Annotated in this window: 17 protein-coding genes; 14 read left to right on the top strand and 3 right to left on the bottom strand. The window is 69.3% G+C overall.

Translation table 11 applies throughout. The annotated features are described in order from the left end of the window. Positions 1–81: 81 nt before the first annotated feature. From Q0833_RS07975 to mdoH, 7 genes are all read left to right on the top strand, one after another. Positions 82–1,239, top strand: coding sequence for an acyl-CoA dehydrogenase family protein (locus Q0833_RS07975; RefSeq protein ID WP_298432250.1), 1,158 nt, complete (start codon positions 82–84; stop codon positions 1,237–1,239). Beyond that, complete coding sequence (locus Q0833_RS07970; protein ID WP_298432247.1) at positions 1,236–2,843, top strand: thiamine pyrophosphate-binding protein; 1,608 nt, start codon at positions 1,236–1,238, stop codon at positions 2,841–2,843. Before Q0833_RS07975 ends, Q0833_RS07970 begins: the two co-directional genes overlap by 4 nt. Further along, the gene (locus Q0833_RS07965; protein WP_298432244.1) at positions 2,827–4,017 is read left to right on the top strand and encodes a CaiB/BaiF CoA-transferase family protein; all 1,191 of its coding nucleotides are present in this window, start codon (positions 2,827–2,829) and stop codon (positions 4,015–4,017) included. Before Q0833_RS07970 ends, Q0833_RS07965 begins: the two co-directional genes overlap by 17 nt. Positions 4,018–4,151: 134 nt before the next feature. Next, positions 4,152–5,507, top strand: a complete 1,356-nt coding sequence (locus Q0833_RS07960) for a tetratricopeptide repeat protein (RefSeq protein WP_298432241.1) — start codon at positions 4,152–4,154, stop codon at positions 5,505–5,507. Continuing rightward, positions 5,508–6,833 carry an OpgC family protein gene (locus Q0833_RS07955; protein ID WP_298432238.1) on the top strand — a complete coding sequence of 442 codons (1,326 nt, stop codon included), beginning with the start codon at positions 5,508–5,510 and terminating at the stop codon, positions 6,831–6,833. Next, entirely contained in the window at positions 6,797–8,347 is a 1,551-nt protein-coding gene (locus Q0833_RS07950; RefSeq protein ID WP_298432235.1) for a glucan biosynthesis protein, read from the top strand. Before Q0833_RS07955 ends, Q0833_RS07950 begins: the two co-directional genes overlap by 37 nt. Continuing rightward, on the top strand, positions 8,344–10,182 hold the full coding sequence (gene mdoH, locus Q0833_RS07945; protein ID WP_298432230.1) for a glucans biosynthesis glucosyltransferase MdoH: 1,839 nt from the start codon (positions 8,344–8,346) through the stop codon (positions 10,180–10,182). The genes Q0833_RS07950 and mdoH overlap by 4 nt, the downstream gene beginning before the upstream one ends. A 3-nt stretch (positions 10,183–10,185) precedes the next feature. Here mdoH and Q0833_RS07940 read toward each other — a convergent pair whose 3' ends face one another. From Q0833_RS07940 to Q0833_RS07930, 3 genes are all read right to left on the bottom strand, one after another. After that, positions 10,186–11,001 carry an alpha/beta fold hydrolase gene (locus tag Q0833_RS07940; RefSeq protein ID WP_298432227.1) on the bottom strand — a complete coding sequence of 272 codons (816 nt, stop codon included), beginning with the start codon at positions 10,999–11,001 and terminating at the stop codon, positions 10,186–10,188. Continuing rightward, positions 10,998–11,453, bottom strand: coding sequence for a rhodanese-like domain-containing protein (locus Q0833_RS07935; RefSeq protein WP_298432225.1), 456 nt, complete (start codon positions 11,451–11,453; stop codon positions 10,998–11,000). The genes Q0833_RS07940 and Q0833_RS07935 overlap by 4 nt, the downstream gene beginning before the upstream one ends. 76 nt (positions 11,454–11,529) lie before the next feature. After that, on the bottom strand, positions 11,530–12,480 hold the full coding sequence (locus tag Q0833_RS07930; protein WP_298432222.1) for a LysR family transcriptional regulator: 951 nt from the start codon (positions 12,478–12,480) through the stop codon (positions 11,530–11,532). A 67-nt stretch (positions 12,481–12,547) separates the two neighbouring features. Here Q0833_RS07930 and Q0833_RS07925 point away from each other — a divergent pair, with 67 nt between their 5' ends. The 7 genes from Q0833_RS07925 (at position 12,548) to Q0833_RS07895 (ending at position 20,206) form a co-directional block, all read left to right on the top strand. After that, positions 12,548–13,651, top strand: a complete 1,104-nt coding sequence (locus tag Q0833_RS07925; protein ID WP_298432219.1) for a maleylacetate reductase — start codon at positions 12,548–12,550, stop codon at positions 13,649–13,651. A 30-nt stretch (positions 13,652–13,681) separates the two neighbouring features. Further along, a complete protein-coding gene (locus tag Q0833_RS07920; RefSeq protein WP_298432216.1) occupies positions 13,682–14,956 on the top strand; it encodes an ABC transporter substrate-binding protein in 1,275 nt (424 codons plus the stop codon). Between the two features lie 55 nt (positions 14,957–15,011). Beyond that, the gene (locus tag Q0833_RS07915) at positions 15,012–15,731 is read left to right on the top strand and encodes an ABC transporter ATP-binding protein (RefSeq protein ID WP_298432213.1); all 720 of its coding nucleotides are present in this window, start codon (positions 15,012–15,014) and stop codon (positions 15,729–15,731) included. After that, on the top strand, positions 15,731–16,453 hold the full coding sequence (locus Q0833_RS07910) for an ABC transporter ATP-binding protein (RefSeq protein WP_298432210.1): 723 nt from the start codon (positions 15,731–15,733) through the stop codon (positions 16,451–16,453). Before Q0833_RS07915 ends, Q0833_RS07910 begins: the two co-directional genes overlap by 1 nt. Beyond that, positions 16,450–17,313, top strand: coding sequence for a branched-chain amino acid ABC transporter permease (locus Q0833_RS07905; RefSeq protein ID WP_298432207.1), 864 nt, complete (start codon positions 16,450–16,452; stop codon positions 17,311–17,313). The genes Q0833_RS07910 and Q0833_RS07905 overlap by 4 nt, the downstream gene beginning before the upstream one ends. Continuing rightward, complete coding sequence (locus Q0833_RS07900) at positions 17,313–18,377, top strand: branched-chain amino acid ABC transporter permease (protein WP_298432204.1); 1,065 nt, start codon at positions 17,313–17,315, stop codon at positions 18,375–18,377. The genes Q0833_RS07905 and Q0833_RS07900 overlap by 1 nt, the downstream gene beginning before the upstream one ends. 74 nt (positions 18,378–18,451) lie before the next feature. After that, positions 18,452–20,206, top strand: coding sequence for an FAD-dependent monooxygenase (locus tag Q0833_RS07895; protein WP_298432201.1), 1,755 nt, complete (start codon positions 18,452–18,454; stop codon positions 20,204–20,206). Positions 20,207–20,212: the final 6 nt, after the last annotated feature.

Here is a 20,212-nt window from a genome sequence, read left to right as displayed (position 1 = left end):
GTTCCTTGAATGCAGATGCCAATCTAATTCGATGGTTTTGAACACGTCCAGCGTCGATATTATCCCGCAAGGAGACCCGCCATGCTCGACACCGCACCCCCCGATCACCTTGTGCGCGCCGAGGCGCTGCTGCCGGGCTTCCGGGACCGCGCGGCGACCTGGGACCGCGAGCGGCGCTACTGCCATGAGAACGTCGCGGACCTTGCCCGCGCGGGGCTGATGGGGATGACCATTCCCGAGGCCTATGGCGGGCCCGGCCTTCCCCTGACCGAGGTGGTGCGCATCGTCGAGGCGGTTTCGGGGGCATGTACCCTGACCGGGCGCGTGCTGGTCGAGGGCAACATGGGCGCGCTCAGCGCGGTGATGGCTTACGGCACCGAGGCGCAGAAGCATCGGGCGGCCCGATTGGTGCTGGCCGGGGACAAACCCGCCATCTGCATCACGGAGCCGGGGGCCGGGTCCGACGCGACCTCGATGACGACGCGTGCCGTGCGGGTGCCCGGCGGCTGGCGGCTCGACGGGGTCAAGCACTGGATCACCGGTGGCGGCGTCTCGAAGCTGCACCTGATTTTCGCCCGGACGCCCCACGGCATCCGTGGCTTCCTGGCAGAAGCGGGCGAGGGGCTGCGGGTGGCGCGGCTGGAGCGCACGATGGGTCTCTGCGGGATGCCCGAGGCCGAGCTGCACATCGAGAACCTCTTCGTGGCCGACGACATGGTCATCCCGGATGCGGGCTTCGGCGCGTTGATGGACGCCTACAACACCCAGCGGGTCGGGGCGGCGACCATCGCGCTCGGGGTGGCGGCGGACGCGGCGCGCCTTGCGGCGGAGTACCTTCAGGAGCGCGAGCAGTTCGGGCGTCCGCTGGCCGAATTCCAGGGCCTGCAATGGATGCTGGCCGACATGGACACCGAGATCCACGCCGCCCGGCTGATGATCCAGGACGCCGCGACGACCGATCGCTTTCCCGACCGGGTGAAGGCCGCGCGCGCCAAGCTGATGACCTCCGAGATGGCGGTGCGGGTCGTGGACCGCGCGCTCCAGATGTTCGGCGCCAAGGGCTATGGCGACGAGACACCGCTTGAGCGGATGTACCGCGACGTGCGGATGTTCACCATCGGCGGCGGCACGGCGCAGGTGCTGCGCAACCAGATCGCCGGTCACGTTCTCGGGAGGAGGCTGCCGCAGACGCGTGACGGGTTTGACGCCCCGGACCGGAGTGATATCGCGGCGGAATGAGCACGATCCGCGCCGCTGACGCCCTCGCCCGACGACTTCACGATGCCGGCTGCCGGCACGCCTTCGGGATGCCCGGCGGCGAGGTCCTGACCCTCGTCGACGCGCTGGAAGCGGCGGGCATTGCGTTCCATCTCTGCCACCACGAGAACGCGGCCGGGTTCATGGCCGAGGGCGGGCATCATGTCGACGGCGCGCCCGCGATCCTCGTGGCGACGGTGGGGCCGGGCCTGATGAACGGCATCAACGTGATCGCCAATGCCGATCAGGATCGGGTGCCGATGATCGTGCTGACGGGATGCGTCGATGCGGCGGAGGCCGAGACCTACACCCACCAGGTGCTCGACCACCGCGCGGTGCTGGCCCCGATCACGCGCGCGACCTTCACGCTCACTCCCGAGGCGGCCGCGGTGCAGGCCGACAAGGCGGTGCGGATCGCTACCGGCGGGGCGGGCGGTCGGTGCGGTCCCGTGCTGATCGACGTGCCGATCTCGGTCGCAGATCAGGCGGTGGCCGATGCGCCCGTACGGCGGCCCGCCACCGCGCCGGGCAGCATCGGGGTCGACGCGCTGGAGACGGCGCGAGACTGGCTGGCCGAGGCGAAGCGTCCGATCATGCTGGCCGGGCTCGACGCCGTCCGCGACGACGCGGGCGACGCGATCCTTCGCTTTTGCGAGGCGCATGGCGTGCCGCTGGTCACGACCTACAAGGGCAAGGGCCTGATGCCCGAGGACCACCCTCTTTGCCTCGGCGGCGCGGGCCTGTCGCCGAAGGCCGACACCCATCTCTTGCCGCTTTTCCGCGAGGCGGATCTCGTGATCCTCGCGGGTTATGACCCGATCGAGATGCGGACCGGCTGGCGCGAGGTCTGGGATCCCGAGACGCAGAACGTCCTCGATATCTGCCACGCGGCCAACACCCACGGCATGCACGGCGCGACGCTGGAGGCCGTGGCCCCGGTGGGCGAGACGCTGGACTATCTCGGCGATGAGATCGAAGCCGGGTCGGTCTGGGACGTGTCCTCGACCCACGCAGCCCTGAAGGACGCCTTCGCCGCCGAAGACTGGGGTCCGGGCGCCGTGATCGAGACCTGCCGCGCCGTCTGTCCGCCCGATACCATCGCGACGGTCGATAGTGGCGCGCATCGTATCCTTCTGAGCCAGATGTGGGACTGCCCGGCGCCGCGCATGCTCCTGCAATCCTCGGGCCTCTGCACCATGGGCTGCGCCTTGCCGCTGGCGCTTGGGGCCAAGCGCGCGGCGCCCGAGCGACCCGTCGTGGCCTTCACGGGCGACGCGGGCTTCCTGATGGTGGCGGGCGAGTTGGCCTCGGCCGCCTCGCTGGGTCTCCCGGTGGTGATCGTGGTTTTCGTCGATCGCTCGCTCGCCCTGATCGAACTGAAACAGCGCCAGCGCCAGATGCGGAATGCAGGCGTCGATTTCGACGGCACCGACCACGCCGCCGTCGCGCGGGGCTTCGGCGGCCACGGCGTCGATGTCCATGACCGCGAGGCCCTGCGCGCCGCGATGGACACTGCGCTGGTGGCCGACAGCTTCACGCTGATCGCGGCCCATATCGATCGGAGAGCCTATGACGGACGCATCTGAACCGGCGGGCCCGCTCGCGGGTGTCCGCGTCCTCGATCTCAGCCGCATCCTGGCCGGGCCGACCTGCACGCAGCTTCTGGGCGATCTGGGGGCCACGGTTCTCAAGGTCGAGAATCCCGCATCGGGCGGCGACGACACGCGCCAATGGGGTCCTCCTTACGTGAAGGACGGCGCGGAAGACACGGATTTGTCGGCCTATTTCATGTGCGCCAACCGCAACAAGCTGTCGGTCGGGATCGATATCGCCTCCGAGGCCGGACAGGCCGAGATCAAGCGCCTCGCCGCGATGGCCGATATCGTGATCGAGAACTTCAAGCCGGGCGGGCTGGCGAAATACGGGCTCGACTATGCGGCGCTGTCGGCGGTCAACCCACGGCTCGTCTACGGCTCGATCTCCGGCTTCGGTCAGACGGGGCCAAATGCGTCGAAGCCGGGCTACGACCTGATGGCGCAGGGCTACGGCGGCATCATGTCCCTGACGGGCGACCCGGAGGGCCAACCGATGAAGGTCGGGGTCGGCATCGCGGACGTGATGTGCGGCATGTATGCATGCGTGGGCCTTCTGGCCGCGCTGCGCCATGCCGAGGCGACGGGCGAGGGCCAGCATGTGGACGTCGCCCTCGTCGACAGCCAGATCGCCTGGACGATCAACGAGGCGGTCAACACGCGATTGACCGGCGAGGCACCCAAACGGCGCGGCAACGACCACCCGAACATCGTGCCTTACGGCGTCTATGCGACATCGGACGGCCACGTCATCGTCGCGGTCGGCAATGATGGGCAGTTCCGGCGGTTCTGCGGCGTGCTGGGGCTGGGAGACCTCGCGACGGACGGGCGGTTCGCGACCAACCCCGCCCGGATCGCGAACCGCGCCGCGCTGGCGGCCATCCTGGAGCCCGCGATGGCGGCGATGCGGTCGGCCGACCTGACCGCCGGGCTCGAGGCTGCGGGCGTGCCGGTGGGGCCTGTCAAAACATTGCCCGAAGTGTTCGAGACCGAGCAGGTCGCGGCACGCGGCATGGCGCTGGACATGGAGGGGCCGGGAGACGCGACCCTGCCGCTGGTCGGCAACCCGCTGAAGCTATCGCGCACGCCCGTCACCTATCGCCGCCCGCCGCCGCGCTTCGGGGCCCACACCGACCGGTTGGAGCGCGACGATCCCTTCGCGGAATAAGGCCGCCTCCCTTCGGCGGCGGGGCGCCGCCCCGCTCGCGTTTCGTAACGTGTCCGTGACACGGGACCTGCGGCTATAGGATGACGCGGGCACCCCGGCTAAGCCCGTGGGGACACTTGCCCCGGAGCCGCCCCATGCCCGTCCTGCACGACATCTTCGACCAGCCGGTGACGCTGCCCGCGGCGGCCCTCGGTCATTGGAACGACACGGCGCGCGCCTTCCTCTCGCATGGCGCGGCGACGCCCGTGCATCTGGGACGCCTTCTGGACGCGGCGCCCGACCACGCCTCGGGCCATGCACTCAAGGGGCTCTTCATGGCGCTTCTCGGGCGGCGCGAGGGGATGGCCGTCGCCGAGGAGGCGCTGGCCGCCGCCAAGCGGGGCGAGGGCAACGGCCGGGAGCGGGCGCTGACCGCATCGCTCGAACGGCTGTTGGCAGGGGATTACGACGGGGCCATCGGCGCGCTCGAGGCCGTGCTGGCCGAGGCGCCGGGCGATACGCTCCTGATGAAGCTCTGCCATGCGATCCGCTTCGTGATCGGCGATGCGGTGGGGATGCGCGCTTCGGTCGAGCGATGTCTGCCCGCCCATGGCGAGGACCATGCGGGGCGTGGATATCTTCTCGGGTGCCACGCCTTCGCGCTGGAGGAGACGGGCGAGCACGGTGCAGCGACGCGCGCCGGGCACCGGGCGCTGGAGATCGCCCCCGACGATGCCTGGGGCTTGCACGCGGTCGCCCATGTCCACGACATGACCGGCGACGCGGCAGGGGGCCTCGGGTGGCTCGACGGGCGCGAGGCGGTCTGGGCGCATTGCAACAACTTCCGCTTCCACGTCTGGTGGCACCGCGCGCTGATGCTGCTCGATCTCGGGCGCCTCGACGAAGCTCTGGCCACTTATGACGCGCAGGTCCGGGCCGAACAGACCGACGACTACCGCGACATCGCCAATGCGACGTCCCTTCTGTCCCGGCTGGAGCTGGAGGGCGTCGATGTCGGCGAACGCTGGGTCGAGCTGGCCGATCTGTCCGAACGGCGGACCGAGGATGGCTGCCTGATCTTTGCCGACCTGCACTACATGCTGGCGCTCGCGGGCGATCACCGCCCCGATGCCGCCGATCGGCTGGCCGCGCGGATCGCGTCGGATGCGGGTCGGCAGGATGGGGTCGCCGCACGGATGGCCGCGCCGGGGATGGACGCCGCGCGCGGTGTCGCGGCCTTCGGCGAGGGCGATTACGACACCGCCTTCGCCGCCCTGTCGCGCGCCCGCCCTTACATGCCCGACGCGGGCGGCAGCCACGCGCAGCGCGACGTCTTCGAGCGGCTGTGCATCGACGCGGGGCTGCGCGCCGGACGGTTGGGCGAGACCGAAGCGCTGATCGCCGACCGCACGGCCCGGCGCGGCGGGACCGAGGACAACTACGCGGCAAGCCGCCGCCAAAAGATCGCGGCGGCGCAGAAACACGTTTTCCGCGGTGCGGCGACGGGCTAGATGCCGAGGGATGCCAAGGGCCTGTCCGACATGACGACGACCGCACCCGCGACCGGCTTCGCCGCCACGCCGGGCGCCACGACCGCGACGGCGGGCGCGGCGATCCGCGACCCGCGCCTCGACGTGTTTCGCGGGCTGGCGATGTTCATCATCCTCTTGGCCCACACGCCCGGAAACGCCTGGACGCTCTGGATCCCCGCGCGGTTCGGCTTTTCGGACGCGACCGAGATCTTCGTCTTCTGCTCTGGCATGGCCTCGGCCATCGCCTTCGGGCGCACCTTCGACCGGCTGGGCTGGCTCATGGGGACCGCGCGCGTCGGCTACCGCGTCTGGCAGATCTACTGGGCGCATATCGCGATGTTCGTGGCCATCGCGACGATCCTCGCGACGATCGATGCCTCGGGCGCGTTCGAGAAGGAATATATCGGCACGCTTAACCTGTGGAAGTTCTTCGCCGAGCCGGCACCACAGATGATCGGCCTGCTGACGCTGACCTACGTGCCGAACTATTTCGACATCCTGCCCATGTACATGGTCGTCCTGGTGATGATGCCGGCCGTGGTGGCCCTGGCCCGCGTGTCGCTGCCGCTCCTGGCGGCGGTCTCGCTGACGGTCTGGGTCTTCGCGCAGGGCGCGTTTCTCGAATGGCTCGGCCTTGGGCACCTGCATCTGGCCCTTCCGGCCGAGCCGTGGTCGGACCGCAACTGGTTCTTCAACCCCTTCGGGTGGCAACTCATCTTTTTCACCGGCTTCGCCTTCATGCGTGGCTGGATCCCCGCGCCGCCGGTCAAGGCGTGGCTGCTGGGCCTCGCACTCGCGGTCGTGTTGGTGTCGATGCTGCTCTCGTCGATCGGCTTTCGCTTTTTCCAGACCGAGCCGGTCAAGGACGCATGGACTGCGCTCACCGCTTGCACCGAGACGGGCTTCGGGTCCTGCAATCCGATCTTCGACTGGCGGCAGGCGAACGGCGCGTGGTTCGACAAGTCCGATTTCGGACCGCTGCACTACATCCACTTCCTCAGCCTCGCCTATCTCTTCTGGGCGGCGGCGGGCACGGGCGGTCAGCGGCTCGTGGCGGCCGGGCAGGGCGCGGGCGCACGGCTCTGGAACGGTCTCATCCGCCTCGTGACCAAGGTCGGGCAACAGAGCCTCGCGGTCTTCGTCTTCTCGATGGTCCTCGCGCGGCTCAGCGGCTTCGTCCTCGACGTGATCGGGCGCAACGCGGCGACCTGGGCCTTCGTGAACCTGACCGGCTTCGCGCTTCTGATCCTCTGCGCGTACACCGCCGGATGGTTCAAGTCGCAGCCGTGGCGGGCCCGACGATGAAGCGGCGCGTCTTCCTCGCGGGCGTCTCGGCGCTGGCCCTGGCCCGGCCGCTGGCCGCGATGCCGCAATATGTCTCGGCCATGCCGTTCGACGCGGAGACCGTGCGCGCGATGGCCCGCGATCTCGCGTCGCGTCCCTTCGCGCCGCGCCCGCTGATCCCCGCGCCGTGGCGCGACCTGACCTACGACCAGTACCGCAAGTTCTGGTTCGACACGCGCCGCGCCGTCTGGGCGGGCGAGGCGCGGGGCTTCGAGATGGATCTCTTCCATCCCGGCCTCTACTTCCCGCGCGCCGTCGAGGTCGCGGTGGTCGAGAACGCAACCGCGCACAGGCTCGCCTTCGACATGGACCTGTTCGACTGGACGGATCGCGCGCCCGAGCTGCCGGTGGATGCGACGATGGGGTTTTCGGGTCTGCGCCTGCGCCACGTGTTTCCGGGCGAGACGAATGCCCGCGAGTTCGCCGTCTTCCAGGGCGCCAGCTATTTCCGCGCCATCGGGGCGGCGCAGCAATACGGGCTGTCCGCGCGGGGTCTGGCGCTCCGGACGGGCGATCCGCAGGGTGAAGAGTTTCCCGATTTCACCCGCATGTGGGTCGAGACGCCTGTGCCCGGCGATGACCGCGTCGTCCTGCACGCGCTGCTCGACAGCCCGTCGGTCGCGGGCGCCTACCGCTTCGTCGTCCAGCCCGGCCCCGCCTGCGTGATGGAGGTCGAGGCGACGCTCTACCCGCGCGTCGATCTGGACCATGCGGGTATCGCGCCGCTGACCTCGATGTTCCTCTACGACCAGACGAACCGCCCCCGCTTCGACGATTTCCGCCCCGCGATCCATGACAGCGACGGCCTCTCGATCTGGAACGGCGCGGGCGAGATGCTGTGGCGGCAACTGGCCAACCCGGTGGAGCTTCAGGTGTCGAGCTTCGTCGATGAGAACCCGCGTGGCTTCGGGCTGCGCCAGCGCGCCGACAAGCTCTCGGATTTCGCCGATCTGGAGGCGCATTACCACGAGCGGCCGAGCCTCTGGATCGAGCCCATGGGCGATTGGGGCGCGGGCGTCGTCCGGCTGGTCGAGATCCCGTCGGACCGCGAAATCTACGACAATATCGTCGCCTATTGGCGCCCGCGCGTGCCGCTGGCCGCCGGCGAGGAGCATCGCTTCGCCTACCGGATGTCGTGGCATGGCAATGCCGATGCGCCCGGCCGCCCCGACGTGGCCCCTGTTCGCGACACCCATATGGGGCGCAATTTTGAGGGCGACCGGTGGCTGGCCGCGATCGACTTCGCCGACCACCCCGCGCTCTCGGGCGACCTGTCGGACGTCACGCTGCATGTCTCCTCGAACCAGGCGGACACCTCGGGCGGCATCCTGCAGCGCAATCCCGAGACCGGCGGCGCGCGCCTCGCCTTCACCTTCGATCCGGGCGAACGCGAGGCAGCGGAACTCCGCGCGCAGCTCATGCGGGGCGGACAGGCCGCCTCGGAAGTCTGGCTCTATCGTTGGACGGCCGCATGACGCGCGCCGGCATGCCCCCCGAGGCGCCGTTGGCCCATCCGAGACAGGATCTCGGCCGCGCGTTCCGCGATGACCTCGCCCCCGGTGCCACGCCCGACCCCGTCGCCGCGCGCTGGCGGATGGGAACGTTCCTGCCGGCGGCCATCGCGACGGGCGGCCTGCTCTGGGCGTTTCTCGCTTGGTTTGCGACCGACGGGACGACTTGGGCCGAGGGGCTTCTGGCCACGCTGATCGCGGTCGGGTTCTTCTGGATCGCGCTGACCTTCGTGACCGTGCTTGCCGGGGCCGCCGCCATGCAGCGCCGCGCGGCCCCCGAGACGGGGCCGGTCACGGCGCTCGACGTGGCGCTTCTGGTGCCCGTCCATGAAGAGGCGCCGTGGGACGTCTTCGGCAACGCCGCTGCCATGCTCGAGCGGCTGGCGCGGAAGCCGGGGGCGCACCGCTTCGCGCTCTACATCCTGTCGGACACCCGCGATCCGGGCCGGGCCGCGCAGGAAGCCCATGCCTTCGCGGCCCTGCGCACCCGTATGCCCGACGCGCCGCTCTACTACCGTCGCCGCGAACGGAACACGGATCGCAAGGTCGGCAACCTCGCCGAATGGCTGACCCGGTGGGGCGGGGCGCATGATGCGATGCTGATCCTCGATGCCGACAGCCTGATGAGCGCGTCGGCCATCGGCGCGCTGGCCGACGCGCTCGGGCGCGATCCGTCCGCCGGCCTGATCCAGTCCTTCCCGCAATTGATCGGTGCCGACACGGTTTTCGCGCGCAGCCAGCAATTCGCCAACGCCGTCTACGGCGCGGCCCTCGCCGAGGGGCTGGCCCGCTGGACGGGACGCGAGGGCAATTACTGGGGCCACAACGCCATCCTGCGCGTGCAGGCCTTCGCGGCCAGCGCGGGTCTGCCGCATATGCGCGGCCTGCGGGGTCGCGACCAGCTCATCCTCAGCCATGATTTCGTCGAGGCGGGGCTCTTGCGGCGCGCGGGCTGGTCGGTGCGCTTCCTGCCGCGGCTGCGTGGCTCCTACGAGGAAACGCCGCCGACGCTGATCGACCACGTCCTGCGGGACCGGCGCTGGTGCAAGGGCAATCTCCAGCATCTCGGTCTTCTGGGCACACGCGGCCTCCATGCGCTGTCGCGGTTCCATCTCTTCCACGGGGCGATCGGCTACCTTCTGTCGCCGCTTTGGTTCCTGCTGCTGACGCTCTGGGCGATGATCGGGGTCAGCGCCGAGCGGTCCGTCATCAACTACTTCTCCCCCGCCAACCCGACCATGCCGAGCTGGCCCGAGATGTCGCCCGTCAACCATGTCTGGCTGATGGCCGCGCTCTACGGCCTGTTGCTCGCGCCCAAGCTCGTAGGCGCGGTGGCACTGCTGGCGGCGGGGACGCCCTTGGCGCAGGTCGGCGGCGCCGGGCGCTTCGGTGGCTCGCTTCTGGTCGAGATCGCGATCTCGGTCGCATACGCGCCGATCCTGATGGTGCAGCAGACCATGGCCGTGGTCGCGGCCCTGACTGGGCGGCGCATCGACTGGACACCGCAGGACCGATCCGGTGGACGACACGGCTGGGGCACGCTGGCGCGGTTCCACGCGGTCGAAACGGTGCTGGGCGCGCTCCTGCTCGCGGGCATGGCGACGGGCTACGTATCGCTCTGGCTCCTGCCGATCATGGCGAGCCTCGTCCTCGCCGTGCCGCTCTCGCATCTGTCGGGGCGCCCCTTCGCGGGCTGGCTCGCTACCCCTCAGGAGGTGCGCGCCCCGCTGGTCGCGACCCGTGCGCGGCACTGGCGATCCGAGCTGCGCGCCGCGCTGGCGCCGACGCCCGCCGAATAGCCCTCAGGGTAGGGCTTCGAACCAGTCGGCGGCCATGTCCGCCCAGCCCTGCGGCACGCCATGCCCGCCGGGAAACAGCGCCATCTCCAGCGCCGAGCCCTCGTCGCATTCCCAGAAGCGCCGCTGAAACTGCCCCGTTTCGGTGTATCCGTCCGGGTCATCCCACGCGCAGCCGTTCGCCCGTCGCCAGAGGCCCAGTCCCGCGAAGATGTCGCCCTGCACGAAGGCCCCGTTGCGCAGCGGGCGGCCCTCCAGCGGCACGGTTGAATCCGACCAGCCATGGGTCTGGAGAAGGCGCACCGGTCCGGCGCAACCCTCGGGATGCGGGCGCCAGAACCCGCCCGAGACCGGCGCATAGGCCGCAAAGGCCTCGGGGTGCCGGCAGGCGAGATAGGTGACCTGAAACGCGCCGTTCGAGAACCCGGCCAGCACGATCCGGTCGCGATCGACGCCGTGGCGGACGGCGGCATCGTCGGCGACGGCCATCAGGAAATCATCCTCATCGCGGGTCTGGGCCCGCCCGTCGTCGCGGAAGTTCCAGCGCAGCCCCCCACGCCCCTCGCGAGGCTGGCCGTCGGGCGCGATAAAGGCGTAGCCGCGCGCGGTGAAGGCCGCGATGGTGCCCCGCTGGCGCATCGTCCCTTCGCCCGAGCCGCCGAAGCCGTGCAGGAAAATGACGGCGGGGACAGGGCCGTCCGGCGCGTCGGGCAGGGCGATGCGATAGACGCCATTCGCGATGTCGCAGGGGCTCTCGGGGCCGCAGGCCTGCGCGGCGGCGGGCAGGGTCAGCGCGAGGGCGAGGGCCGCGGCGCGGATCACGGGCGCACCACCGGCAGCTCGCGGGCGAGCCATCCGGGTCCCGCGCTCGAGCCCAGCATCCCCTCGGGAACGTCGATGATCCGGGTGAAGCCGGCCTCGGTCAGCCGGGCGGACAGCCGGTCGGACCGCACGCCCCGCGCGCAGATCAGGGCGATGGGCCGGTCCGACGCGCCCGCAAGTTCGGTCAGCGCCGCCGCGAAATCATCGCGTCGCATGTCGAGCGGGGCCGCGCCTTCGGGGATGCCGGTCGCATTCCACTCGTCGGGGCGCCGGATATCGACCAGAAGCACGTCGCCCGACCGCGCGGCGGCCAGTGCGTCGCCGGGCGTCATCGCATCGCCCTCGAAGCGGTCGCGGGTCGCCCAGGCGGCGACTGTCGCGCCCCCGAGGACGAGGGCGCCACCCCCGAGGATCAGGGTGCGGCGGCTGGGTCGGGTCGGTCTGTCGAGCATGGCGCGGTCTCCTCGGTCGGACCTAGCCTAGCGAAGGCGTCGCGCGAACACACGATTGCGTGCGCCTTGCGCCGCCTCAGCGCCGCCAAAGCGCGGCCTTCTCCTTCTCGACGATGCGCCGGGCCATCTCGCGGAATTCCAGCTCGACGAAGCCCATGAAGCGGTGGACAGCCGGACGCATCTGCCGGTCGGCGCGCCAGAGCAGGCCCAGCTTGCGCTCGGGATGGTCGATGCGGATCGGCAGCGCGGTGACCGCCTTGAGGTGCTGCTGCATGAACACGACCGAATAAGGCATCACCGTTAACGCGTCCGATCCGGCCAGCACGTTGAGGATCGACGCGAGCGAGCCGCCCGTGAAGCTGACATTGAACTCGGTCACGCCGATCCCCGACAGCGCCAGGCGCAGGTCCTCGTAAAGCGGGCTGTCGACCGGGGGCGCGATCCATGGATAGGCCGCAATATCGGCGAGCCGCGGCGTCGCACGACGGGCGAGGGGGTGCGACGGCGCGCAGGCGATGACATTCCGTCCCGGCAGGATCGACTTGAACGAAAGCCCGTCGGGCACGCGGTCGGGATGCACCGGGCAGATCGCGAGGTCGATGGTGCCGACGGCCAGCTGTTCGGTCAGATCCGCGAGATAGCCGTAGCTCTGGTTGATCGTGACGTCCGGGAACGCGGTCTGGAAGGCGGCGATCATGTTCGAGACGACCCCGTCCATGAAGACCGGCGTACCCGCGATCCGCGCCGTGCCGGACTTGCCGCCGGAATAGAGCGCGACGGCTCGGGCGGCGGCCTCGGCGGCCTCGGCGATCAGACGGCCCTGGACGGCGAGGCTGAGGCCCAGTTCCGTGGGCCGGAGCGGACGCTTGCCCTTCTCGAAGAGCCGCGAGCCCAGCCGCGCCTCGAGCATCGAGAGCGTGCGCGACACGCTGGGCTGCGACTTTCCCAGTTTCTGCGCGCCCTCGACCAGACCGCCCGCATCGACGATGGCGGCCAGCATACGGAGATGGCTTGGATCAAGTTGCATAACGCGAAGTGATATTGCGCCACTCGTTTTCGATCAAGCCAACGATAGCGGATGATATCCTCGGTCCATGGATGCAGGACAGAGCGATACCACGAACCCCGTCGAAGCCGATGGTTTCCACGTCGCGGCCGACGGTCCGGTGCGCGTGGTGTTCGGACCCGGCGTCCGTGGGACCGTCGATGCCGAGATGCGGCGCCTTGGCGCGACGCGGGCGTTGATCCTCACCACCCCTCAGCAAGAGGCCGAGGGCCGCGACATCGCGGATCGGCTCGGCGGGCGGGCCGCAGGGCTTTTCACCGGGGCCGCGATGCATACCCCGGTCGAAGTGACTGAGACCGCGCTGGACCTCCTGCGCACGCTCCGGGCGGATTGCCTCGTCGCGATCGGGGGCGGATCGACCACGGGTCTCGGCAAGGCGCTGGCCTACCGCACCGACCTGCCGCAGATCGTGATCCCCACGACCTATGCCGGCAGCGAGGCGACCCCGATCCTCGGCCAGACCGAAGACGGGGTGAAGACCACGCTGAGCGACCCCAAGGTGCTGCCGGAAACCATCCTCTACGATCCGGAGCTGGTGCTGACCTTGCCCGTGGCGATGACGGTCACGTCGGGGCTGAACGCGATGGCCCATGCCGCCGAGGCGCTCTATTCACCCGATCGCACCGACGCGAGCGACCGGCTGGCGGTGGAGGGCCTGCAGGCCTTCGTGAACGGGCTCCCCGCGGTTGTCGCCGCGCCCGGCGACGTCACCGCGCGTGCCGCCACGCAGCGCGGCGCTTGGGCCTGCGGCACGGTGCTGGGACGGGTCGGCATGGCGCTGCATCACAAGATTTGCCACACGCTCGGCGGCGCCTTCGGTCTGCCCCATGCCGAAACGCATGCGGTCATCCTGCCCCATGCCATCGCCTACAACGCCCGCAGCGCCGAGGCCGAACTCCGGCCGATCAGCAGGCTCTTGGGCGGCGAGGCGGCGGGCCCGGCACTGCACCGCTTCGCCGCCGGGCTCGGCGCGCCCTTGGCGCTGCGCGATCTGGGACTGGCGGAGGCCGATCTCGACCGCGCGGCCGATCTGGCCACCACGAAGCCCTATCCGAACCCACATCCGGTCACGCGGGGCGACATCCGCGCCTTGCTTCAGGCCGCCTGGGCCGGGGACGAACCGATACGATAACGCACGAGACATGACGTCAGGGAGGACACCATGATCACACGCCGGACCCTTATGAAGACCAGTGCCGCCACGGGGCTGACCCTCGCAGCGGGCGGGCTCGCCGCACCCGCGATCGCGCAGGGCGCGCGCATCCGGCTGGGCTATGTCAGCCCGCAATCGGGGCCGCTCGCGGCGTTCTCGGAGGCGGACCAATTCATCATCGACGGCTTCCTCGGGTCCGAGGCGGGGGCCAATTTCGAGGTCATCGTCAAGGACAGCCAGTCCAATCCGAACCGGGCCGCCGAGGTCGCCAACGAGCTGATCGTCGATGACGAGATCGACCTGATGCTGGTGGCGTCCACGCCCGAGACCACGAACCCCGTCGCCACGACCTGCGAGGCCGAGGGCATACCCGTCATCTCGACCGTGGCCCCGTGGCAGCCCTATTTCATCGGCCAGCAGGGCAATCCCGGCGATCCGGGATCCTGGCGGCCCTTCGATTACAGCTTTCACTTCTTCTGGGGGCTCGAGGACGTCATCAGCGTCTTCACCGCGATGTGGAACCAGCTCGACACCAACAAGTCGGTCGGCGCGCTCTTCCCGAACGACGGCGACGGCAACGCCTGGGGCGACGAGACCGTGGGCTTCCCGCCCGTCCTCGACGCGCAGGGCTACAGCCTGACCGACACGGGGCGCTATCAGAACCTGACCGACGATTTCAGCGCCCAGATCAACGCCTTCAAGTCCGCCAATTGCGAGATCGTGACAGGCGTTCCGATCCCGCCGGATTTCACGACCTTCTGGACGCAGGCCAAGCAGCAGGGGTTCAATCCCAAGGCCGCGAGCATCGGCAAGGCGATCCTCTTCCCGCAGGCTGTCGAGGCGTTGGGCGATGAAGGGCACAACCTCTCCTCCGAGGTCTGGTGGTCGCCGTCGCACCCCTTCAGCTCGACCCTGACGGGGCAATCCTCGGGCGAATTGGCTGCCGCCTACTCCGAGGCGACGGGCCGCCAGTGGACGCAGCCGATCGGCTTCGCCCACGCGCTTTTCGAGATGGCCGCCGACGTGATGGGCCGGACCGCGGATGCCGGCGACCCGGATGCCGTGGCCGAGACGATCGCCGCGACCGAGCTGTCCTCGATCGTCGGGCGGATCGCGTTCGACGGCGCGGGCCTGCCGCCCTTTGCGGCGCAGAACGTCGCCAAGACGCCGCTGGTCGGCGGACAGTGGCGGCTGAAGGGCGGGGGCGGCTACGACCTCGTGATCGTCGACAATTCGGACCACCCGGACATCCCGACGGGCGGCACGATGGAACCCATGTCCTGACCCCAGCGACCCCCGGACCCGCGCCGTGCCGCGCGGGTCCGCACAGGAGCCTTCGATGACCATCCTCGCCCTTGATGCCGTGTCCAAGAGCTTCGGCGCGCTGACCGTGACCGACGATGCCAGCTTCGACGTGCCCGAGGGGCAGGCGCTCGGCATCATCGGACCCAACGGGGCGGGGAAGTCGACGCTGTTCAACCTGATCACCGGGAACCTCGCGCCCGATGCGGGCACGATCCGGTTCGAGGGGCGCGACGTGACGCGCGTCTCGGCAATGGACCGGTGCCTGTCGGGCATCGGGCGGTCGTTCCAGATCCCGCAGCCCTTCCAGAACCTCACCGTCTTCGAGAACCTGGTGGTCGCGGCGACCTACGGGCGCGACCTGTCCGAGGCGGCGGTGCGCGACGACTGCGCCGACATCCTCGAGCGGACCGAGCTGATCGCGCGGGCCAATACGCCGGCGGGGCAGCTCTCGCTTCTGGGCCGCAAGCGGCTGGAGCTGGCGCGCGCGATGGCGACCCGGCCGAAGCTTCTGCTTCTCGACGAGATCGCGGGCGGCCTGACCGACGCGGAATGCCAGGCGCTGATCGGCACCATCCGCGACATCCATGCGCAGGGCACGACGATCATCTGGATCGAGCATGTCCTCCATGCGCTGACCTCTGTGGTCGAACGGCTGCTCGTGCTCGATTTCGGGCGTGTCATCGGCATCGGCGACCCGGCCGAGATCATGGCCAGCCGCGAGGTTCGCGAAATCTATCTCGGGATCGACGTCTGATGGCCGACGCACGCGCACCCCTGCTCCAGACCCGTGGCCTGACGGCGCATTACGGGGATTTCCAGGCGTTGTTCGGCGTCGATATCGACCTCGCCCCCAATGAGACCGTCGCGATCATCGGCGCGAATGGCGCGGGCAAGACGACGCTGATGCGGGCCATCGCTGGCGTGCTGCGCGGCGCGCCCGACGCCATCGCCTTCGATGGCGACCCGATCGGCGCCATGCCCGCCGACGAGATCATGGCACGGGGCGTTGCGATGGTGCCCGAGGGCCGCAAGCTCTTTCCGTCGCTCAGCGTCGAGGAAAACCTGCTGATCGGGCGCTACGGGCGCAAGGTGGACGGGCACTGGAGCCTCGAAACGGTCTACGACCTCTTCCCGATCCTGCGCGAGCGGCGGCAATCGCCCGCCACCGCGCTTTCGGGCGGACAGCAGCAGATGGTCGCGATCGGACGCGCCCTGATGAGCAATCCGCGCGTCCTCCTTTGCGACGAGATCAGCCTCGGGCTGGCGCCGGTGGTCATCAAGGACATCTACAGGGCCGTCCCGGCGATCAAGGCGGCCGGCGCGTCGCTCGTCGTGGTCGAGCAGGATATCGGCCAGGCCCTCGCGGTGGCCGACCGCATCTACTGCATGATGGAGGGTCGGATCACCCTGACCGGGACCCCCGACACCATCAGCCGCGACGATATCCACGCCGCCTATTTCGGAGCCGCCGCATGATCTGGGTCGACACCATCCTTCAGGGCATCCTGCTCGGCGGGCTCTATACGCTCTTTGCCGCCGGGCTCAGCCTCGTTTTCGGGATCATGCGGCTGGTGAATCTCGCCCATGGCGACCTGATCGTGATGGGGGCGTACCTGATCCTGCTGCTGGTCACGCTGCTGGGGCTGTCGCCCTTCGTCGCCGTGCTGATCGCGATGCCGTTGATGTTCGCGCTGGGATACGGGCTTCAGAAATTCCTCCTGAACCGCACGTTGGGCGACGACATCCTGCCGCCGCTCCTCGTGACCTTCGGTCTCTCCATCGCGCTCCAGAACGTCCTGCTCGAGACCTTCTCGGCCGACAGCCAGCGCCTGCCGACCAACGCGCTGACCACGGCGTCGATCGACGTGGGGCCCATCGCGCTGGGCGTCATGCCGCTTCTGACCTTCGCCTCCGCCATCCTCGTGATCGTCGGTTTGAACCAGCTTTTCTACCGGACCGAACTTGGCCGCGCCTTCCGGGCCACCTCGGACGATGCGACCACCGCGGGCCTCATGGGGATCAAGCCCGCGCGCATCTTCGCGACCGCCACCGGCATCGCGCTGATCATCGTCACCATCGCCGCGCTCTATCTCGGGCTGCGCGCGAATTTCGACCCGAGCATCGGCCCCGCGCGCCTGATCTACGCCTTCGAGGCCGTCATCATCGGCGGGCTCGGCTCGCTCTGGGGGACGCTCGCGGGGGGCGTCATCATCGGCGTCGCGCAAACCGTGGGCGCCGCGATCAACCCCGAATGGCAGATCCTCGCGGGGCATGTCGCCTTCCTCGCCGTCCTTCTCGTGCGGCCGCGCGGCCTCTTCCCGAGGGCGAACGACTGATGGCCTATTCCGTCACCACCCGCACGCCCGCCTCCCGTGTCACGGGCGCACTGGCCATCGTCCTCGTCGCCGTGCTCGTGGCCCTGCCGCTCTTTGCCGGGCGGGGTACGATACAGGACATGTTCTTCATCCTGACGATGCTGGTTCTGGCGCAGTTCTGGAATCTGCTCGCGGGCTATGGCGGCCTCGTCAGCGTGGGCCAGCAGGCTTTCGTCGGGATCGGCGCCTACGCGATGTTCGCGGCCGTGATCCTGGCCGGGATGGACCCGGTCCCGGCGATCCTCGCGGCCGGGCTGGCAGGCCTCGTTCTGGCCGTGCCCTTCGCCTTCTTCGCCTTCCGCCTCAACGGCGCATATTTCGCCATCGGCACCTGGGTGCTGGCCGAGGTCGTGCGCCTGCTGGTCGCCCAGTGGAAGGCGCTGGGCGGCGGGACGGGCACGTCGCTGCCGCGCGACGCGACGCGCGACATGTGGTTCGTCGAGGGCATTCAGACGCTTCTCGACATCCGCGCCCCGGCGGCACGCGACATCCTCGCCTACTGGCTGGCGCTGGCACTGGCACTCGTGACCATCGGCGGCATCTACTGGCTCTTGCGGACGCGGCGCGGGCTGGCGCTGGCCGCGGTGCGAGACAACACGCAGGCCGCCCAATCGGTGGGCGTCGACGCCGGCCGCATGAAGTGGATCGTGTTCCTGACCTCGGCGCTGGGAACCGGCCTCGCGGGCGGGCTCATCTACATGCAGAAGGCGCGCATCAGTCCCGACGCGGCCTTCAGCCTCACCGACTGGACGGCCTACGTGATCTTCATTGTCGTCATCGGCGGGATCGGCACGATCGAGGGCCCGATCCTCGGCGTGCTGATCTTCTTCGCACTCCAATCACTGCTCGCGGATTTCGGAAGCTGGTACCTGATGACGCTGGGCGTCCTCGCGATTGCCGTGATGCTCGTGGCACCCCGCGGCCTCTGGGGACTGCTGAGCGAACGGACGGGCCTGCAACTCTTCCCGATCCAGCGCCGGCTCTCCGGCCCGAACATCCCCACGTCGCGCGACCCCGTCAGATGACCCGCGCGCCCCGACACCACATCGACGCGATCCGCGCCACCGGCGCCTGATCCACCGCCAAGAGGGAGGCCAGCATGGCAGATATCACCACGGACGTTCTCATCATCGGAACGGGCCCCGCCGGGTCGGCCTCGGCGGCGCTGCTCTCGACCTACGGGATCGAGAACATGGCCATCAACCGCTATCGCTGGCTGGCCAACACGCCCCGCGCGCACATCACCAACCAGCGCACGATGGAGGTGCTTCGCGATCTGGGGCGCGACGTCGAGGACGAGGCCTACATGTTCGCCGCCGACCAGGAGCTGATGGGCGAGAACGTCTTCTGCGAAAGCCTCGTGGGCGAGGAGATCGGCCGCATGAAGAGCTGGGGCACCCACCCGATGTCGAAGGCCGAGCATCTGCTCAGCTCGCCCACCTTCATGAACGACCTGCCGCAGACCTTCATGGAGCCGCTTCTTTTCAAGACCGCCTGCAAGCGCGGCACGCAGGCCCGAATGAGCACGGAATACCTCCGCCACGACCAGGACGCGGAGGGCGTGACCACGACCTGCCTCGACCGGCTGACCGGCAAGGAGGTGACGATCCGGTCGAAATACCTGATCGGCGCCGACGGGGGAAATTCGCTGGTGGCCGACCAGATCGATCTGCCCTTCGAGGGCAGGATGGGCGTCGGCGGCTCGATGAACATCCTCTTCAAGGCGGACCTGTCCAGATACGTCGCCCACCGGCCGTCGGTCCTCTACTGGGTCGTCCAGCCGGGCGCGGATGTGGGCGGCATCGGCATGGGCCTCGTGCGGATGGTGCGGCCGTGGAACGAGTGGCTGATCGTCTGGGGCTACGACATCAACCAGCCGCCGCCGGATGTCGATGACGCCTTCGCCACCAAGGTCGTCCGCGACCTCGTCGGCGATCCCCAGCTCGAGGTGGACATCACGAGCTGGTCAACCTGGACCGTCAACAACTACTACGCCACCCATCTCCAGAAGGACCGGGTGTTCTGCATGGGTGACGCGATCCACCGGCATCCGCCGTCGAACGGGCTGGGGTCGAACACCTCGATCCAAGACGCGTTCAACCTCGCCTGGAAGATCGCGGCGGTCCTGAAGGGGCAGGCGGGTGAGGCACTCTTGGTGACCTACTCGGTCGAACGCGCGCCCGTGGCCAAGCAGATCGTGACCCGCGCCAACCAGTCCATCGGCGAGTTCGGTCCCATCTTCGAGGCGCTCGGCCTGACCGAGAGCAACGATCCCGAGACGATGCAGGCCAACATGGATGCCCGCTGCGACACGACCGAGGCGGCGCAGGCCCAGCGGGCGGCGCTCCGCGAGGCGATCGCGTTCAAGAAATACGAATTCGACGCCCACGGGGTCGAGATGAACCAGCGCTACAGCTCGGATGCCATCGTCACCGACGGCCAGATGGAGCCCGACTTCGCGCTCGACGCGGACCTTCATTACCAGCCGACCACGTGGCCCGGCGCGCGCATCCCGCATGCATGGCTCTTCGACGGCGACGGGGCCAAGGTCTCGACTCTCGACCTGGCGGGGGGCGGGGCATTCACGCTGTTCACCGGGCTCGGCGGCGAGCCTTGGGTCGCGGCGGCCGAGGCGGTTGCCCGAGACCTGGGGGTGACGATCCACACCCACGTGATCGGACCGCGCCAGCCTTATGTCGATCATACCGGCGACTGGGCCCGCGCCCGCGAGGTCGGCGACACCGGCTGCATCCTGACGCGACCCGACCAGCATGTCTGCTGGCGGCATGACACGCTGGCGGCCGACCCCGAGGCCGAACTCGGCCGGGTGCTCGGCACGGTGCTGGCCCGATAGGAGAGT

The organism is uncultured Jannaschia sp. (assembly GCF_947503795.1).
In the GTDB taxonomy this organism is placed as follows: Bacteria; Pseudomonadota; Alphaproteobacteria; order Rhodobacterales; family Rhodobacteraceae; genus Jannaschia.
Note: the sequence above shows the minus strand (reverse complement) of the source record. Positions and strands in the feature narration are given on the sequence as shown.

Coding starts and splice junctions, on each gene's coding strand:
- Q0833_RS07975 (WP_298432250.1), top strand. CDS start 82: ATGCTCGACACCGCACCCCCCGATCACCTTGTGCGCGCCGAGGCGCTG.
- Q0833_RS07970 (WP_298432247.1), top strand. CDS start 1,236: ATGAGCACGATCCGCGCCGCTGACGCCCTCGCCCGACGACTTCACGAT.
- Q0833_RS07965 (WP_298432244.1), top strand. CDS start 2,827: ATGACGGACGCATCTGAACCGGCGGGCCCGCTCGCGGGTGTCCGCGTC.
- Q0833_RS07960 (WP_298432241.1), top strand. CDS start 4,152: ATGCCCGTCCTGCACGACATCTTCGACCAGCCGGTGACGCTGCCCGCG.
- Q0833_RS07955 (WP_298432238.1), top strand. CDS start 5,508: ATGCCGAGGGATGCCAAGGGCCTGTCCGACATGACGACGACCGCACCC.
- Q0833_RS07950 (WP_298432235.1), top strand. CDS start 6,797: ATGGTTCAAGTCGCAGCCGTGGCGGGCCCGACGATGAAGCGGCGCGTC.
- mdoH (WP_298432230.1), top strand. CDS start 8,344: ATGACGCGCGCCGGCATGCCCCCCGAGGCGCCGTTGGCCCATCCGAGA.
- Q0833_RS07935 (WP_298432225.1), bottom strand. CDS start 11,453: ATGCTCGACAGACCGACCCGACCCAGCCGCCGCACCCTGATCCTCGGG.
- Q0833_RS07930 (WP_298432222.1), bottom strand. CDS start 12,480: ATGCAACTTGATCCAAGCCATCTCCGTATGCTGGCCGCCATCGTCGAT.
- Q0833_RS07925 (WP_298432219.1), top strand. CDS start 12,548: ATGGATGCAGGACAGAGCGATACCACGAACCCCGTCGAAGCCGATGGT.
- Q0833_RS07920 (WP_298432216.1), top strand. CDS start 13,682: ATGATCACACGCCGGACCCTTATGAAGACCAGTGCCGCCACGGGGCTG.
- Q0833_RS07915 (WP_298432213.1), top strand. CDS start 15,012: ATGACCATCCTCGCCCTTGATGCCGTGTCCAAGAGCTTCGGCGCGCTG.
- Q0833_RS07910 (WP_298432210.1), top strand. CDS start 15,731: ATGGCCGACGCACGCGCACCCCTGCTCCAGACCCGTGGCCTGACGGCG.
- Q0833_RS07905 (WP_298432207.1), top strand. CDS start 16,450: ATGATCTGGGTCGACACCATCCTTCAGGGCATCCTGCTCGGCGGGCTC.
- Q0833_RS07900 (WP_298432204.1), top strand. CDS start 17,313: ATGGCCTATTCCGTCACCACCCGCACGCCCGCCTCCCGTGTCACGGGC.
- Q0833_RS07895 (WP_298432201.1), top strand. CDS start 18,452: ATGGCAGATATCACCACGGACGTTCTCATCATCGGAACGGGCCCCGCC.